This is a genomic window from Streptomyces sp. NPDC096046 (assembly GCF_040303285.1).
Lineage (GTDB): Bacteria > Actinomycetota > Actinomycetes > Streptomycetales > Streptomycetaceae > Streptomyces.
The window spans coordinates 98,296-113,996 of sequence record NZ_JBEOSZ010000023.1; the positions used below are offsets into that span (position 1 = coordinate 98,296).

Sequence of the window (15,701 nt, forward strand, 5' to 3'; positions counted from 1 at the left end):
TCAGGCGGTACGGCCCAGGTGAGTGATCATGATGTGGATCACTTCGTCGTCAATGATGTACAGGACCCGGTAGTCGCCGACGCGGAGGCGGCGGATGTCGGGTGACCCATACGGAGTCGACGCCGCCGGACGGGGGTCATCGGCCAGTTTGTCGATGGTGTCGAGGACCAGGGCGAGCCCGCTCGGGTCTTCTTTCAGGGACCGGGCTGCCGAGTCGAGGGCATGCGGCTCGAAGACGATCTCGTACGTCACCGCTGTTCGAGCCCCAGCCGTCGACGAACCTCGGCCATCGGGATACCCGGTTCGAGGGTTCCCTCTGCCTTGCGCCGCTGATAGTCCGCCACCGCCAGGGCGTCTTCGAAGTCCTCTATCACTTGCGGTGACACGAGGAGTGCGGCCACATGTCCGTGGTCGGTGAGGGCGATGGTCTCGCGGCCGTGGGCGGCGCGGCGGACCAGGTCGCCGAGCTGGGAACGGGCGGCGCTGATGGCAATCTCAACCATGCTCTCATGGTGCCACAAGATTACCCTTGTGTGCAATGCATTCGACTAGATGCATGTATGGGTATCACTGTGCTGGGGTCCGGCTGTTCCGTCGAAACGGAAGGAGCGCCTGTCGGCTGCCGGGACAGCCTCGTCGGGGACGGCGCTCTGCATGGTGCCGTCTCGCTTGGACTCATAAAGTCGAGGGGGAACCCGTGGCGTACCCGGTTTAGGTCAGGAACCTGCGCAGGAAGCTGATCGAGCGGTTCCGGCCGCTGATCGACATGGAGGATGTCGCGGGCAGGCCGGACGAGGAGCAGATGTTCCTCAGTCGTGCGGTGGCCGCACTGGCGGTCAAGATCGAGACGGCATGTTCTGACGAAGAGGCCGGCCGTTCCGTGATCGACAGCTCCACCGACAAGGGTGTCGACGCGGTCTCGGTACAGCAGCGAGGTGACCGGCAGCAAGTCACCGCCAGGCTCTGTGACCTGGTGCGGCCCGGGCGGCTGATCATCGTCGATGTGCGTTCCGACGACATCGAGAAAAGCGATGCACTCGGCTTGTTCGTCGTGCTGATGCAGTTGTTCGCAGAGGCGCGTCAGGGACACGAGGCATTCAACAAGTTGGTTGTCTTCGACGAGGCGCACAAGTATGCGGACAGTGGGGACTTGGTGGCAGGGCTCGTCTCGAGTGTTCGCGAAATGCGACACAAGGGTATGTCCGTCATCGTCGCGAGCCAGGACCCGCCGTCCGTTCCGACCGCATTGATCGAGCTGTCCAGCGAAATCGTGTTGCACAAGTTCACGTCACCGGCGTGGCTCACGTACCTGCAGAAGGTGAACACCGCGCTGGGTGGCCTCACGCCGCAGAAGATGGCGGCTCTGCAGCCAGGGGAGGCCTATCTCTGGTCGAGCAAGGCGACGGACGAGGCCTTCACCCAGGGAACCGTGAAGGTCCTGTGCCGCCCGCGGGTCACTGAGCATGGAGGCGGGACCAGAACGGCCTTCGACTGACCTGTGACTGGGGGCAGTGGCCCCGACATGGGCTGTCAGGGCCACTTTGGAGGGCTTTACGCTTCCGGGATCTCAGTACGAGGAACCCGACGCGCCCAGTGACCCGGTGGGGTGCCAGACCGTTTTGGTCTCCAGGAACGCCGTCAGCCGGTCGATGCCGGGGGTCTCCGTGTAATCCACAGGCTGTGGACGGAGGACGCGCTTGAGGTTGTCCGCCGCGGCGATCTCCAGGTCCTTCGCCAGGGCCTCGTCGGCGCCCGCGAGGTCGATCGCGTTGACGTCCTGGTGGGCGGCGAGCGGGGTGGCGATCTCCGCCGTGCGGCCCGACAGGACGTTGACGACGCCGCCGGGGACGTCCGAGGTGGCCAGCACCTCGGCCAGGGACAGGGCGGGCAGCGGGGTCTTCTCGCTCGCCACCACGATCGCCGTGTTGCCCGTCGCGATCACCGGGGCCAGCACCGACACCAGGCCCAGGAAGGACGACTCCTGCGGCGCGAGGACCGCGACCACGCCCGTCGGCTCGGGGGAGGACAGGTTGAAGAACGGGCCCGCGACCGGGTTGCCGCCGCCGACCACCTGGGCGATCTTGTCGGTCCAGCCCGCGTACCAGACCCAGCGGTCGATCGTGGCGTCCACGACCGCCGCGGCCTTGGACTTCGACAGCCCCTCCGCGCCGGCCACCTCGCGCGTGAACTGGTCGCGGCGGCCCTCCAGCATCTCGGCGACGCGGTAGAGGACCTGGCCGCGGTTGTACGCCGTCGCCCCGGACCAGCCGCCGAACGCCTTCCGGGCCGCGACGACCGCGTCACGGGCGTCCTTGCGGGAGGACAGGGGCGCGTTCGCCAGCCAGTTGCCCTTTGCGTCGGTCACCTCGTACACCCGGCCGCTCTCGGAACGCGGGAACTTCCCGCCGACGTACAGCTTGTAGGTCTTCAGGACGTTGAGCCGATCAACTGCATTCATTTAACGCTCGCCCTCCGGGCTCGACGGGGCGAGGTACGCCTCCAGGCCGTGGCGGCCGCCCTCGCGGCCGAAGCCCGACTCCTTGTAACCGCCGAACGGCGACGTCGGGTCGAATTTGTTGAACGTGTTGGACCAGACGACACCCGCGCGGAGCTTGCCGGCGACCGCCAGGATGCGCGAGCCCTTCTCCGTCCAGATGCCGGCGGACAGGCCGTAGGGCGTGTTGTTGGCCTTGGCGACCGCCTCGTCCGGGGTGCGGAAGGTCAGCACCGACAGCACCGGGCCGAAGATCTCGTCCCGGGCGATGCGGTGCGCCTGGGTGACGTTCGTGAACAGGGTCGGGGCGAACCAGTAACCGCTCTCCGGCAGTTCACACGCCGGCGACCAGCGCTCGGCGCCCTCCGCCTCACCCTGCTCGACGAGCGAGGTGATGCGGGTGAGCTGCTCCTCGGAGTTGATCGCGCCGATGTCGGTGTTCTTGTCCAGCGGGTCGCCGAGGCGGAGCGTCGACAGGCGGCGCTTGAGGGAGTCGAGAAGCTCGTCCTGGATCGACTCCTGGACCAGCAGGCGGCTGCCGGCGCAGCAGACCTGGCCCTGGTTGAAGAAGATGCCGTTGACGATGCCCTCGACGGCCTGGTCGATCGGGGCGTCGTCGAAGACGATGTTGGCGCCCTTGCCGCCCAGTTCGAGCGTGACCTTCTTGCGCGTCCCGGCGACCGTGCGGGCGATCTCCTTGCCGACGGCCGTGGAGCCGGTGAAGGCGACCTTGTTCACGTCCGGGTGCGCGATCAGCGCGGCGCCCGCGTCGCCGTAGCCGGGGAGGATGTTGACGACGCCCTTGGGCAGGCCCGCCTGGCGGCAGATGTCCGCGAAGAACAGCGCGGAGAGGGGGGTGGTCTCGGCCGGCTTCAGCACGACCGTGTTGCCGGTCGCCAGGGCCGGGGCGATCTTCCACGCCAGCATCAGGAGGGGAAAGTTCCAGGGGATGACCTGGCCCGCGACGCCGAGCGGCCTGGGGTTCGCGCCGAAACCGGCGTGGTCGAGCTTGTCGGCCCAGCCCGCGTAGTAGAAGAAGTGCGCGGCGACCAGGGGCAGGTCGGCGTCGCGCGTCTCCTTGATCGGCTTGCCGTTGTCCAGGGTTTCGAGGACGGCGAGCTCGCGGGAGCGCTCCTGGATGATGCGGGCGATCCGGAAGAGGTACTTCGCGCGCTCCGCGCCCGGGAGGGCCGACCACTTCTCGAAGGCCCGGCGCGCGGCCTTCACCGCGCGGTCCACGTCCTCGGAACCGGCCTGGGCGATCTCGGAGAGGACCTCCTCGGTGGACGGGGAGACGGTCTTGAAGACCTTGCCGTCCGCCGCTTCGACGAACTCGCCGTCGATGAACAGGCCGTACGAGGGCGCGATGTCGGCGATCGCGCGCGACTCGGGGGCCGGGGCGTATGCGAATACGGGTGCCATGGTGATCAGTCCACCGTCACGTAGTCGGGGCCGGAGTAGCGGCCGGTGGCCAGCTTCTGGCGCTGCATCAGCAGGTCGTTCAGCAGCGAGGAGGCGCCGAAGCGGAACCAGTGGTTGTCCAGCCAGTCCTCGCCCGCCGTCTCGTTGACCAGCACGAGGAACTTGATGGCGTCCTTGGAGGTCCGGATGCCGCCGGCCGGCTTCACACCGACCTGGATGCCGGTCTGCGCACGGAAGTCGCGCACCGCCTCCAGCATGAGCAGGGTGTTCGCCGGGGTCGCGTTGACGGCGACCTTGCCGGTGGACGTCTTGATGAAGTCCGCGCCCGCCAGCATCCCGAGCCAGCTCGCGCGGCGGATGTTGTCGTACGTCGAGAGCTCGCCCGTCTCGAAGATGACCTTCAGGCGCGCGGAGGCCCCGCAGGCCTCCTTCACGGCGGTGATCTCGTCGTACACCTTGAGGTATCGACCTGAGAGGAACGCCCCGCGGTCGATGACCATGTCGATCTCGTCCGCGCCGGCGGTGACGGCGTCGCGCACGTCGGCCAGCTTGACGTCGAGCGCGGCGCGGCCCGCCGGGAACGCCGTGGCCACCGAGGCGACCTTCACACCGGAGCCGGCGACGGCCTCCTTGGCCACGGCCACCATGTCGGGGTAGACGCACACCGCCGCCGTGGCGGGCGCCGTACGGTCCGTCGGGTCGGGCTTGACCGCCTTCGCGCCGAGTGCCCGGACCTTGCCCGGGGTGTCCGCGCCTTCCAGCGTCGTCAGGTCGACCATCGAGATGGCCAGGTCGATGGCGAACGCCTTCGCGGTGGTCTTGATCGAACGCGTGCCGAGGGAGGCCGCCCGGCCTTCGAGCCCGACCGCGTCGACGCCGGGGAGCCCGTGGAGGAAGCGGCGCAGCGCGCTGTCGGACGCGGCGACGTCCTTGAGGGGGTGAGCTGCGGTGAGTGCAGAACTGGGCATGGTCACCAGACGAGCATATCTACGCGCGTAGCGGCTGTACAGCCCTCCGGTTTGCCCGGGTGGATGCCGGACCGGCGGGACCGGTCCGGCAGAATCGAGACATGACGAGCCCCGAGTCCCAGTCGCCCGCGCCGCAGCCTCCGGAGCCCGAGTCCCCGGACCGGGTGTACCGGTCGGTCCCGGCCATCGCCGGCGGTGTGATGCTGCTCGCCATCGCCGGGTGGCTCGGTATCGACGCGGTGCTCTCCGGGGACGGGCGCACACCGTGGCTGGCGCTCGCCGTGCTGCTGCTCGTCGTGCCGCTGGTCGTCGCCTTCACCCTGCGGCCCGCGGTGTACGCGGGCGACGACCGACTGCGGATCCGCAACCCCTTCCGCCTCATCGTCCTGCCCTGGGGGCAGGTCGCCTCGCTGCGCTCGTCGTACTCGAACGAGGTCCTCACCGAGTCCGGTGCGAAGTACCAGCTGTGGGCCGTGCCGGTCTCGCTGCGTGCGCGCAAGAAGGCCGCGCGGCGTGAAATGCGCGCGACGGCGCAGGCGCGACGCGAGATGGGGCGGGAGACGGGGCGGGACGAGAGCCGCGGCAGCGCGCTCGGCATGACCGCGGGGCTGGGACACGGCCTGAGCCGGGAGCCGATGTCGGACGGGCCCGTCCGGGCGGAGACCGACCGGATCATGGACGAACTGCGGGCGCTGCGCGAGGCGCGGCACGAGGCGGAGTCGGCACGGGGCGAGGTGGCCGTGCGGTGGGCCTACGAGGTGCTGGCGCCGGCGGTCGCGGGGGCTGTGCTGGTGCTGATCCTGGTGGCGGCGGGCTGACGGGGTCGCGGGCTGACGGGGCTGCGGGCTGACGGGGCCGGGGACCGACGTCGTGGCCGAGGCCTTGGGGCGGGGCCTTTGGTCGGGGACCGACGCCGTGGGCGGGGCCGAGGCCCTGGGTCGGGGACCGACACCCGTGGGCCGTGGCTTCGGTCCCTCGGTCTGGGGCGGGGCTGCGGCTTTCCGGTCCGGGTGCGGGCTGCGGCCTCTCGGTCCGGGGTGCGGGCTCCGGCCTCTCCGCCGAGGACCTCTCCCAGGCGCCTCTCGGCAAGCGGCAGCGGCGGGAGGCCGCCCGGAAGAGTTCCTGAGTCGTCGGCAGGGGGCGGTGGTGCGGGGCCTCGGCCTCAGATGCCCGCCGCGGCCGACAGGCCTCGCTTGATCGACTCCAGCAGCGCCGTCGCCTTCGCGCGGGCCGCGGGGAGATCCTCGTGGGACCCGACCGGGATCACGACCTCCAGGTAGCACTTCAGCTTCGGCTCCGTGCCGCTCGGGCGGACGATCACCCGGGCGCCGTCGAGGGTGTAGCGCAGACCGTCCGTGGGCGGGAGATCGGCCGTGCCCCGGGTGAGGTCGTCGGTGCCGGTGACCGGCAGGCCGGCCAGTTCCGTCGGGGGCTGTTCGCGCAGGCGGCGCATCGCGGCGGTGATGAGGGAGAGATCCTCCACGCGGGCCGAGAGCTGGTCCGTCGCGTGCAGGCCGTGCTCCACCGCCAGGTCGTCCAGCAGGTCGAGGAGTGTGCGGCCCTCCTCCTTGAGCCGGGAGGCGAGTTCCGTGATCAGCAAAGCGGCCGTGATGCCGTCCTTGTCGCGCACGCCGTCCGGGTCGACGCAGTAGCCGAGGGCCTCCTCGTAGCCGAAGCGCAGGCCCTCGGCGCGGGCGATCCACTTGAAGCCGGTGAGGGTCTCGACATGGGGGAGTCCCGCCTTCTCGGCGATCCGGCCGAGGAGGGACGACGAGACGATCGACTCCGCGAAGGTGCCGGTCGCTCCGCGGCGGACCAGATGGGCGGCGAGCAGGGCGCCGACCTCGTCGCCGCGCAGCATGCGCCAGTCGGTGCCGTCCTGCACGGCGACGGCGCAGCGGTCCGCGTCCGGGTCGTTGGCGATGATCAGGTCCGGGGCGGTTGCGGCGGCGCGTGCCGTGGCGAAGGCCAGGTCCATCGCGCCGGGCTCCTCCGGGTTGGGGAACGCGACGGTCGGGAAGTCCGGGTCGGGCTCGGCCTGCTCGGTGACGAGGACCGGTTCCGGGAAGCCGGCGCGGGCGAAGGCGGCCAGGAGGACGTCCTTGCCGACGCCGTGCATCGCCGTGTACACCGTGCGGGCGGTGCGGGGGGAGCCCTCGGACAGGACGGCGTCCGTGCGGGCGAGGTAGGCGTCGAGGACGCTGTCGTCGAGGATGTCCCAGCCTTCGGTGGGGCGCCGGACGGTGGTGAGGGACGGGACCGCGGCGATCTCCGCCGCGATGTCGATGTCCGCCGGGGGGACGATCTGCGAGCCGTCGCCGAGGTAGACCTTGTAGCCGTTGTCGCGGGGCGGGTTGTGGCTGGCCGTGACCTCCACGCCCGCGACCGCGCCGAGGTGCCTTATCGCGAAGGCGAGCACGGGGGTCGGCAGGGGGCGGGGGAGGATCGCCGCGCGCAGGCCGGCGCCGGTCATGACGGCGGCGGTGTCCTGGGCGAAGTCGTGCGACTTGTGGCGGGCGTCGTAGCCGATGACCACGAGGCCGTTGTCGTGCCCCTGCTTCTTGAGGTAGGCGGCGAGACCCGCGGCGGCGCGGATGACGACCGAGCGGTTCATGCGCATCGGACCGGCGCCGAGTTCACCGCGCAGGCCGGCGGTGCCGAACTGCAGGGTGCCGCCGAAGCGCGCGGCGAGTTCCGTGTGGTCTCCGGCGTCGATGAGGCGGGCGAGCTCGGTGCGGGTCTCCGGGTCGGGGTCCTCGGTGAGCCACGCCTGGGCCTGTGCGATGAGTTCGTCGTGCACGGTCGGTGTCAGCCTCTCGGTTGTGGGTGGTGCCGGGGTGCCTGCGGCGGTCTGTGCGGGGCCGTGGGGGTGCGCGGGGCCGCCTGCCCGGGTGCGGTGGGTCGGGGCCGCGCCGGGGGGTGTCCGTCCTCGGAACGGCGCGATGGGGTCGGATACCGACTGACCGTCCGTTGGCGCGCCAACCGCTGCGGGCGGACACCCCCCGACACGTCCCCTTCCGTGCGTGCGCGGGTGCGGCGGCGCGGTGGTCCCGCTCAGCTGCGGGCAGTCGTGCCGCTGAGGGCGATGGTGGTCCCCCTGCTCGAACGGAGCCGAGAGCTTGAGGGAGGGCGGGCGCAGCGGCACCCCGCCTGAGCAGTGGTGCCCGGTGCTTACAGGCGGCCCAGGACCTGCGTCAGTAGTGAGCCCATCCGCGTCGCGGAGTCGCGGCCCGCCTGGAGGACCTCTTCGTGGTTCAGGGGCTCGCCCGTCATGCCCGCGGCGAGGTTGGTGACCAGGGAGATGCCCAGGACCTCGGCGCCCGCCTCGCGCGCGGCGATCGCCTCCAGGACCGTCGACATGCCCACCAGGTCCGCACCGATGACGCGGGCCATGCGGATCTCGGCCGGGGTCTCGTAGTGCGGGCCGGGGAACTGGGCGTAGACGCCCTCCTCCAGCGTGGCGTCGACCTCCTTGCACAGGGCCCGCAGGCGCGGGGAGTACAGGTCGGTCAGGTCGACGAAGTTCGCGCCGATGATGGGGGAGGTGGCGGTGAGGTTGATGTGGTCGCTGATGAGGACCGGCTGGCCGGGGCGCATGCCCTCGCGCAGCCCGCCGCAGCCGTTGGTGAGGACGACCGTCTTGCAGCCGGCCGAGACCGCGGTACGGACGCCGTGGGCGACCGCTGCCACCCCGCGGCCCTCGTAGTAGTGCGTACGGCCCAGGAAGACCAGGGCGCGCTTGTCGCCGATCCGGTACGAGCGGATCTTGCCACCGTGGCCCTCCACCGCCGGCGGCGGGAAACCGGGGAGCTCGGTGACCTGGAACTCGGCCTCGGGGGCGCCCAGGGCGTCCACGGCCGGGGCCCAGCCGGAGCCCATCACGAGGGCGACGTCGTGGGTCTCGGCGCCCGTCAGTTCGCGCAGGCGGGCCGCGGCGGCGTCGGCGGCGGTGTGGGGGTCGCCCTGGATGTCGTCCGGAAGAAGAGATGCGTTCACGCCGAAGAGGGTAGCCGGTGAAAGCCTACGCGCGTAGATGGCAGAGCTCACGGGGTGGCGATCGTTGTCTTGTCGTTTCCGACGAAGGGGAGCGGACGGCGGCCGTCAGCAGGGGCGCTTGCGGAGCTCCATCACGTAGTCGTGCGGGGCGCCGGCCGACTCGGCGGCGTCGGCGATCTCGCCCAGGTAGCGGGCGGAGGGCAGGCCGCCCTCGTAGGCGTTCAGGGCGAAGGCCCAGGCCGATTCCTCACCGTCCAGGGTGTGGACCCGTACGCGCGTACGGCGGTAGATGTCGAGGCCCACGCCCTCCCAGCGGTCGAGGGACTCCTCGTCCATCGGGGCGATGTCGTACAGGGAGACGAAGACCTGGGAGAACGGGTCCTCCACGATCGTGGGCAGTGCGCCTTCCCAGCCCATGTGCTCGCCGCCGAAGGTCAGTCGCCATCCGTTCAGCCAGCCGGTGGCGCGCAGCGGCGAGTGCGGGGCGCGGCGGGACATCAGCCGCGCGTCGAGGTTGCCGGCGTACGCGGCGTAGAGCGACATGGGGGAAGGGTACGGCAGGCGACCCCGGCGTCACTGTCGTAACAACCGGCGCAGCGGCGGGGCCCCGGGGCGGTGGCACCGCGAGCGGTGCGGGACAATGGAGTACGTGACTCGGATCGTGATCATCGGTGGCGGACCCGGCGGATACGAAGCGGCCCTGGTGGCCGCTCAACTCGGCGCGGAGGTGACCGTCGTGGACTGCGACGGTCTGGGCGGGGCGTCGGTGCTCACCGACTGCGTGCCGTCGAAGACCCTGATCGCCACGGCCGAGGTGATGACCACCTTCGACTCCTCCTACGAGGAGCTGGGGATCATCGTGGCCGACGACACCCCGCACATCGAGCAGGCCGCCCGGGTGGTGGGCGTGGACCTGGGCAAGGTCAACCGGCGTGTGAAGCGGCTGGCGCTCGCCCAGTCGCACGACATCACCGCCTCCGTGACCCGTGCGGGGGCGCGTGTCATGCGCGGGCGCGGGCGGCTGGAGGGCATGCAGGCGCTCGACGGGTCGCGCAAGGTCGTGGTGCGCACCGCCGACGGGAGCGAGGAGACGCTGACGGCTGACGCCGTGCTCATCGCCACCGGCGGACACCCCCGTGAGCTGCCCGACGCCCTGCCCGACGGCGAGCGGATCCTGAACTGGACCCAGGTGTACGACCTCGACGAGCTCCCGGAGGAGCTGATCGTGGTCGGGTCGGGTGTGACGGGTGCCGAGTTCGCCGGCGCCTACCAGGCGCTGGGGTCCAGGGTGACGCTGGTGTCGTCGCGCGACCGCGTGCTGCCGGGCGAGGACCCGGACGCCGCCGCCGTGCTGGAGGACGTCTTCCGGCGGCGCGGCATGAACGTCATGGGGCGCACCCGGGCGCAGTCCGCCAAGCGGGTCGGGGACCGGGTCGAGGTGACCCTCTCCGACGGGCGGGTCATCACCGGGTCGCACTGCCTCATGGCCGTCGGAGCCGTGCCCAACACCGCGGGCATGGGGCTGGAGGAGGCCGGGGTCCGGCTGCGCGAGTCCGGTCACATCTGGACCGACAAGGTCTCGCGCACGACCGCTCCGGGCGTGTACGCGGCCGGTGACGTGACCGGCGTGTTCGCCCTCGCCTCCGTGGCCGCCATGCAGGGCCGCATCGCCATGTACCACTTCCTGGGCGACGCCGTGGCCCCGCTGAACCTGAAGACGGTCTCGTCGAACGTCTTCACCGACCCGGAGATCGCCACCGTCGGCTACACCCAGGCCGACGTCGACGGCGGGAAGATCGACGCCCGGTCCGTGAAGCTGCCGCTGCTGCGCAACCCGCGCGCGAAGATGCAGGGCATCCGCGACGGCTTCGTCAAGATCTTCTGCCGGCCCGGCACGGGCATCGTGGTGGGCGGTGTCGTCGTGGCGCCGCGTGCCTCGGAACTGATCCACCCCATCTCGATCGCGGTCGACAACAATCTGACAGTCGAACAGATCGCGAAGGCCTTCACCGTCTACCCCTCCCTGTCGGGCTCGATCGCCGAGGTGGCGCGGCAGTTGCACACCCGCAAGGAGAGCGGCGAGGGCTGAGGCCGAAACCGGTTCCTCCCTGGTCACGGGGAGTGTTCGACCATGCGTACGGCATAGGCGGCGGGACTGGGCTTCTATACCACTCCCCGCTGCTCGGTGCGAACATCTTCTGCTATTCAGCGCAAACTGCTGAAAGCAGACGGTCGCTGGCGTTACTGTCAGTTTCGTGTTCGCTGCAGAACGTCGCCAATTGATCCTCGAAATGGTGCGAGCGAACGGGGCCGTGTCGCTCCGTGAGCTCGCCCGCGTCGTCCAGACCTCCGAAGTGACCGTACGGCGGGACGTGCGCGCGCTGGAGGCAGAAGGACTCCTCGACCGCCGGCACGGCGGTGCGGTATTGCCGGGCGGTTTCACGCGAGAGTCCGGCTTTCCGCAGAAGTCTCATCTCGCGACCGCCGAGAAGACCGCCATCGCCGACCTCGCCGCGAATCTCGTGGAAGAGGGGGAGGCGATCGTGGTCGGGGCGGGTACGACGACCCAGGAGCTGGCCCGCCGGCTCGCCCGGGTGCCCGGGCTCACCGTCGTCACCAACTCCCTCCTCGTCGCCCAGGCGTTGGCCCATGCCAACCGGGTCGAGGTCGTGATGACCGGCGGTACGCTCCGCGGTTCGAACTACGCCCTGGTCGGGAGTGGTGCGGAGCAGTCCCTGCACGGGCTGCGGGTGTCACGGGCGTTCCTGTCCGGGAGCGGGCTGACCGCCGAACGCGGGCTGTCCACGTCCAACATGCTGTCGGCGTCCGTCGACCGGGCGCTGGTGCAGGCCGCGGCGGAGGTCGTCGTGCTCGCCGACCACACCAAGCTCGGCACCGACACCATGTTCCAGACCGTGCCGACGGATCTCATCACACGCCTCGTCACGGACGAGCCGCCCGCGCATGACGACCGTGCCGCCACGGAACTCCAGGCGCTCGCCGACCAGGGCGTGCAGATCGCCGTCGCCGGGGGGCAAGGGGGCTCTGCCGGGGCGGGGGGCCCGGGGGGTGACTCCCTCCCGGCGCGCCAGCAGCGCCGGGATGTGCCGTTGCCCGGGCCTCGACGGCAGGCGCCGGGGGCCGGGGGCCAGTTGCGGTCCGCCTCGATGCTGGGTGAACAGGGGCCTGCGGCGGAGCGGGCACGGGTGGCTGACATGCGGCGGCGTTGACGCCGACGGTGGATTGAGCCGCGGTTGCTTTTTCACGCCCCCGCGTTGCCGCTGAGGCCGGCCCTGGGTCCGCAGCCCAGCGGAACGGGGTGCCGCCCGCGCCCCCCCGGGCGGCAGGCATGCCCGCGGGCTGCGGGGACCGGGGTGCCGCCTGCGCCCCGTCCGGCTGCCCTTGGCGGCACGATCGCCCGCAGCCCGGGCGACCCGCACCCGCCGGACGACGCGAGGGGCCGTGTCGGGGGTGTCCGCCCGCAGCGGTTGGCGCGTCGACGGGGAGTGAGTCGCTACCCCATCCCATCGCGCCGTTCCGAGGACGGACACCCCCGGCGCGGCCCCGACCCACCCCGAGGGGTGGGCGCCGCGCCAGGGGTGGGACGTCAGTCCTTGATCTCGCAGATCGCCGCGCCCGACGTCACCGACGCGCCGATCTCCGCGCTCAGCGCCTTGATGGTGCCCGACCTGTGCGCGTTCAGGGGCTGCTCCATCTTCATGGCCTCCAGGACGACGATCAGGTCACCCTCCTTGACCTCCTGGCCCTCCTCCACGGCGACCTTGACGATGGTGCCCTGCATCGGGGAGGTGAGGGTGTCACCGGACGCCACGGGGCCCGACTTCTTCGCCGCGCGGCGCTTCGGCTTGGCGCCCGCCGCGAGACCCGTACGGGCCAGGGACATGCCCAGCGACGACGGCAGGGAGACCTCCAGGCGCTTGCCACCGACCTCGACGACGACCGTCTCGCGGCCCGGCTCCTCGTCCGCCTCCGCGTCGGCCGGTGCGGTGAACGGCTTGATCTCGTTGACGAACTCCGTCTCGATCCAGCGGGTGTGCACCGTGAACGGTTCGGTCGAGTCCGTGAGCTCGGGCGCGAACGCCGGGTCCCTCACCACCGCGCGGTGGAACGGGATCGCCGTCGCCATGCCCTCGACCTGGAACTCCTCCAGCGCGCGGGCGGCCCGCTGGAGGGCCTCCTTGCGGGTGCGGCCGGTGACGATCAGCTTCGCCAGCAGAGAGTCCCACGCCGGGCCGATGACCGAGCCGGACTCCACCCCCGCGTCCAGGCGGACACCCGGGCCGGACGGCGGGGCGAACGTCGTGACCGTGCCGGGAGCCGGGAGGAAGTTGCGGCCCGGGTCCTCGCCGTTGATGCGGAACTCGAAGGAGTGGCCGCGCAGCTCCGGGTCGCCGTAGCCGAGCTCCTCGCCGTCGGCGATGCGGAACATCTCGCGTACGAGGTCGATCCCGGCGACCTCCTCGGTGACCGGGTGCTCCACCTGGAGACGGGTGTTGACCTCGAGGAAGGAGATCGTGCCGTCGAGGCCGACGAGGAACTCGACCGTGCCGGCGCCGACGTAGCCGGCCTCCTTCAGGATCGCCTTGGAGGCCGAGTACAGCTGCTCCACCTGCGCCTCGGACAGGAAGGGCGCCGGGGCCTCCTCCACCAGCTTCTGGTGCCGGCGCTGGAGGGAGCAGTCACGGGTGGAGACGACCACCACGTTGCCGTGCTGGTCGGCCAGGCACTGGGTCTCCACGTGCCGGGGCTTGTCCAGGTACCGCTCGACGAAGCACTCGCCCCGGCCGAAGGCGGCGACGGCCTCGCGGACCGCCGAGTCGTACAGCTCCGGCACCTCTTCGAGGGTGCGGGCGACCTTCAGACCACGACCGCCACCGCCGAAGGCGGCCTTGATGGCGATCGGCAGGCCGTGCTCCTCCGCGAACGCGACGACCTCGTCGGCGCCGGACACCGGGTCGGGCGTGCCCGCCACCAGCGGGGCACCGGCGCGCTGCGCGATGTGCCGGGCGGCGACCTTGTCGCCGAGGTCGCGGATCGCCTGCGGCGGCGGGCCGATCCAGATCAGGCCCGCGTCCAGGACCGCCTGCGCGAACTCGGCGTTCTCCGAGAGGAAGCCGTAGCCGGGATGGATCGCGTCCGCGCCCGACTCGCGGGCGGCGTTGAGCACCTTCTCGATGTCGAGGTAGCTGGTGCCCGGGGTGTCACCGCCCAGGGCGAACGCCTCATCCGCCGCGCGGACATGCAGAGCGTCCCGGTCCGGGTCGGCGTAGACGGCCACGCTCGCGATACCGGCATCCCGGCAGGCCCGGGCCACGCGGACAGCGATTTCGCCACGGTTGGCGATGAGCACCTTGCGCACGATTGAGGCTCCCTCCTTGAAACAAGCCGAGTTTAGGGACTGCCGACACGGCACTACGACCCGTCCCCAGTGGTGAGCTTGCCCACACGGAGCGTGATGCGTGGCTCGCTCGACCCGCGTAATCCCTTGTCGCACCGCGGTACGCAGTATTCCTGCGGGAAACCCTAGCCGTCTCCTGTGGTCAAGGTCTCTGTCATCACGTGCTGCGGGCCACTCGGTTTCTTTGTCGAGTCCCTACGAATGGCCCAATGATTCTTTGCGCGCTGCCGGACCCTTGTCCCCCGGTTTACCGTCCCCCAAGCTCAAAGGAGCAGGGGGTGCCCCCATGTAGCGTTCGCGATGTCTTCAGAGGGAAGAGGGTGGGCCCGGTGATACGCAGGCCGGTGGCGTGGGTCGTGGCGGCGATGCTGTTCTGCGAGGCGATCGGCGTCGCGGCCCTCAACTGGTTCCTGGGAGTCGTCGTCGACCGCCAGGACATGTCGCTGGCCGGGCTGGACCCCCACATGATGTCGGTGTCGTCGAAGATCGGCGGGATCGTCTTCGGCCTCTACTTCGCGCTGTGCGGCCTGGTCGTCCTGCTGGTGGCGCTGCGGGACCGGCCCCCGGCGGGCTTCGGGCGGGTGCTGCTGATCAGCGCGGCCGTCGTGCACGGGGTGCTGGGCGCGTTCACCTGGGGCCTCGTCGGCTGGCCCGCGTTCCTGTTCATGATGCTGGTGCTCGCCCTGGTCGTGCTGCTGCTGATGACGTACGACCGCCCGGCCGAGCCCGCGGACGCCGTGCCCGGGGGCGGCAAGACCGGCGACGGGTCCCCCGTCACTTCTCCGCCGGCGCCCACAACTCCGTGATGCCGACGCCCAGTTCGGCCAGCAGCCGCCGGACCAGGGGCAGGCTGATGCCGATGACGTTGCCGTGGTCGCCGTCGATGCCGTCGATGAACGGGGCCGAGCGGCCGTCCAGGGTGAACGCCCCGGCGACGTAGAGGGGTTCGCCGGAGGCGACGTAGGCGGCGATCTCCTCGTCGGTGGGCTCGCCGAAGTGGACGACCGTGGAGGCGGTGGCGGACACGTAGCGGCCGGTGAGCGTGTCGTAGACGCAGTGGCCGGTCTGCAGGGTGCCGGCCCGGCCGCGCATCGCCTTCCAGCGGGCGGTGGCCTCCTCGGCGTCCGCGGGCTTGCCGAGAGCCTCGCCGTCCAGGTCGAGCACCGAGTCGCAGCCGATCACGAGCGCGCCCTTGGTCTGTGGCCGGGCCGCCACGACGGAGGCCTTCGCCTCGGCCAGGGCCAGCGCGAGCTCGGCGGGGGTGGGGGCGGTGACGGCGTCCTCGTCGACGCCGCTCACGATCACCTCGGGGGCGAGGCCGGCCTGGCGGAGCAGTCCGAGCCGGGCGGGGGACTGGGAGGCGAGGACGAGTCGGCGACGCGGCTGATCTGTCATGCGTTCA

Annotated in this window: 15 protein-coding genes; 5 read left to right on the forward strand and 10 right to left on the reverse strand. The window is 71.1% G+C overall.

What is annotated here, in order from left to right:
* A complete protein-coding gene (locus tag ABTX62_RS21205; RefSeq protein ID WP_352117609.1) occupies positions 1 to 252 on the reverse strand; it encodes a type II toxin-antitoxin system RelE family toxin in 252 nt (83 codons plus the stop codon).
* The gene (locus ABTX62_RS21210) at positions 249 to 503 is read right to left on the reverse strand and encodes a type II toxin-antitoxin system prevent-host-death family antitoxin (RefSeq protein ID WP_352117610.1); all 255 of its coding nucleotides are present in this window, start codon (positions 501 to 503) and stop codon (positions 249 to 251) included. The genes ABTX62_RS21205 and ABTX62_RS21210 overlap by 4 nt, the downstream gene beginning before the upstream one ends.
* 263 nt (positions 504 to 766) lie before the next feature.
* Here ABTX62_RS21210 and ABTX62_RS21215 point away from each other — a divergent pair, with 263 nt between their 5' ends.
* Positions 767 to 1,495, forward strand: a complete 729-nt coding sequence (locus tag ABTX62_RS21215; RefSeq protein WP_352117611.1) for an ATP-binding protein — start codon at positions 767 to 769, stop codon at positions 1,493 to 1,495.
* 72 nt (positions 1,496 to 1,567) lie between these two features.
* Here the strand turns inward: ABTX62_RS21215 and ABTX62_RS21220 are convergent, their stop codons facing one another.
* The 3 genes from ABTX62_RS21220 to deoC are packed head-to-tail and all read right to left on the reverse strand — an operon-like array spanning position 1,568 to position 4,884.
* Positions 1,568 to 2,458, reverse strand: a complete 891-nt coding sequence (locus ABTX62_RS21220) for an aldehyde dehydrogenase family protein (protein WP_352117612.1) — start codon at positions 2,456 to 2,458, stop codon at positions 1,568 to 1,570.
* Positions 2,459 to 3,916, reverse strand: a complete 1,458-nt coding sequence (locus tag ABTX62_RS21225) for an aldehyde dehydrogenase family protein (RefSeq protein ID WP_352117613.1) — start codon at positions 3,914 to 3,916, stop codon at positions 2,459 to 2,461.
* A 5-nt stretch (positions 3,917 to 3,921) separates the two neighbouring features.
* Entirely contained in the window at positions 3,922 to 4,884 is a 963-nt protein-coding gene (gene deoC / locus ABTX62_RS21230) for a deoxyribose-phosphate aldolase (protein ID WP_352117614.1), read from the reverse strand.
* Between the two features lie 101 nt (positions 4,885 to 4,985).
* Between deoC and ABTX62_RS21235 the strand changes: the two genes are divergently transcribed.
* Positions 4,986 to 5,702: a PH domain-containing protein gene (locus ABTX62_RS21235; protein WP_352117615.1), complete on the forward strand. Its 717-nt coding sequence runs from the start codon at positions 4,986 to 4,988 to the stop codon at positions 5,700 to 5,702.
* A 344-nt stretch (positions 5,703 to 6,046) separates the two neighbouring features.
* Here the strand turns inward: ABTX62_RS21235 and ABTX62_RS21240 are convergent, their stop codons facing one another.
* The 3 genes from ABTX62_RS21240 to ABTX62_RS21250 form a co-directional block, all read right to left on the reverse strand.
* Positions 6,047 to 7,684 (reverse strand): phospho-sugar mutase, encoded by a 1,638-nt coding sequence (locus ABTX62_RS21240; RefSeq protein ID WP_352117616.1) that lies wholly within the window; start codon positions 7,682 to 7,684, stop codon positions 6,047 to 6,049.
* A 371-nt stretch (positions 7,685 to 8,055) separates the two neighbouring features.
* Positions 8,056 to 8,880 carry a purine-nucleoside phosphorylase gene (locus tag ABTX62_RS21245; protein WP_352117617.1) on the reverse strand — a complete coding sequence of 275 codons (825 nt, stop codon included), beginning with the start codon at positions 8,878 to 8,880 and terminating at the stop codon, positions 8,056 to 8,058.
* 105 nt (positions 8,881 to 8,985) lie between these two features.
* Positions 8,986 to 9,423 carry a gamma-glutamylcyclotransferase family protein gene (locus ABTX62_RS21250; protein WP_352117618.1) on the reverse strand — a complete coding sequence of 146 codons (438 nt, stop codon included), beginning with the start codon at positions 9,421 to 9,423 and terminating at the stop codon, positions 8,986 to 8,988.
* A 97-nt stretch (positions 9,424 to 9,520) separates the two neighbouring features.
* Here ABTX62_RS21250 and ABTX62_RS21255 point away from each other — a divergent pair, with 97 nt between their 5' ends.
* Both ABTX62_RS21255 and ABTX62_RS21260 read left to right on the forward strand, forming a co-directional pair.
* On the forward strand, positions 9,521 to 10,969 hold the full coding sequence (locus ABTX62_RS21255; RefSeq protein ID WP_283969365.1) for an NAD(P)H-quinone dehydrogenase: 1,449 nt from the start codon (positions 9,521 to 9,523) through the stop codon (positions 10,967 to 10,969).
* Positions 10,970 to 11,135: 166 nt separating this feature from the next.
* Positions 11,136 to 12,110, forward strand: a complete 975-nt coding sequence (locus ABTX62_RS21260; RefSeq protein WP_352117619.1) for a DeoR/GlpR family DNA-binding transcription regulator — start codon at positions 11,136 to 11,138, stop codon at positions 12,108 to 12,110.
* Between the two features lie 377 nt (positions 12,111 to 12,487).
* Here ABTX62_RS21260 and ABTX62_RS21265 read toward each other — a convergent pair whose 3' ends face one another.
* Positions 12,488 to 14,260, reverse strand: coding sequence for an acetyl/propionyl/methylcrotonyl-CoA carboxylase subunit alpha (locus ABTX62_RS21265; protein WP_352117620.1), 1,773 nt, complete (start codon positions 14,258 to 14,260; stop codon positions 12,488 to 12,490).
* Positions 14,261 to 14,664: 404 nt separating this feature from the next.
* Between ABTX62_RS21265 and ABTX62_RS21270 the strand changes: the two genes are divergently transcribed.
* Positions 14,665 to 15,105, forward strand: coding sequence for a hypothetical protein (locus ABTX62_RS21270; RefSeq protein WP_352117636.1), 441 nt, complete (start codon positions 14,665 to 14,667; stop codon positions 15,103 to 15,105).
* On the opposite strand, the gene ABTX62_RS21275 is transcribed toward ABTX62_RS21270, so the two are convergent.
* Positions 15,074 to 15,694 carry a Maf family protein gene (locus ABTX62_RS21275; RefSeq protein ID WP_352117621.1) on the reverse strand — a complete coding sequence of 207 codons (621 nt, stop codon included), beginning with the start codon at positions 15,692 to 15,694 and terminating at the stop codon, positions 15,074 to 15,076. The genes ABTX62_RS21270 and ABTX62_RS21275 overlap by 32 nt on opposite strands.
* Positions 15,695 to 15,701 lie beyond the last annotated feature (7 nt).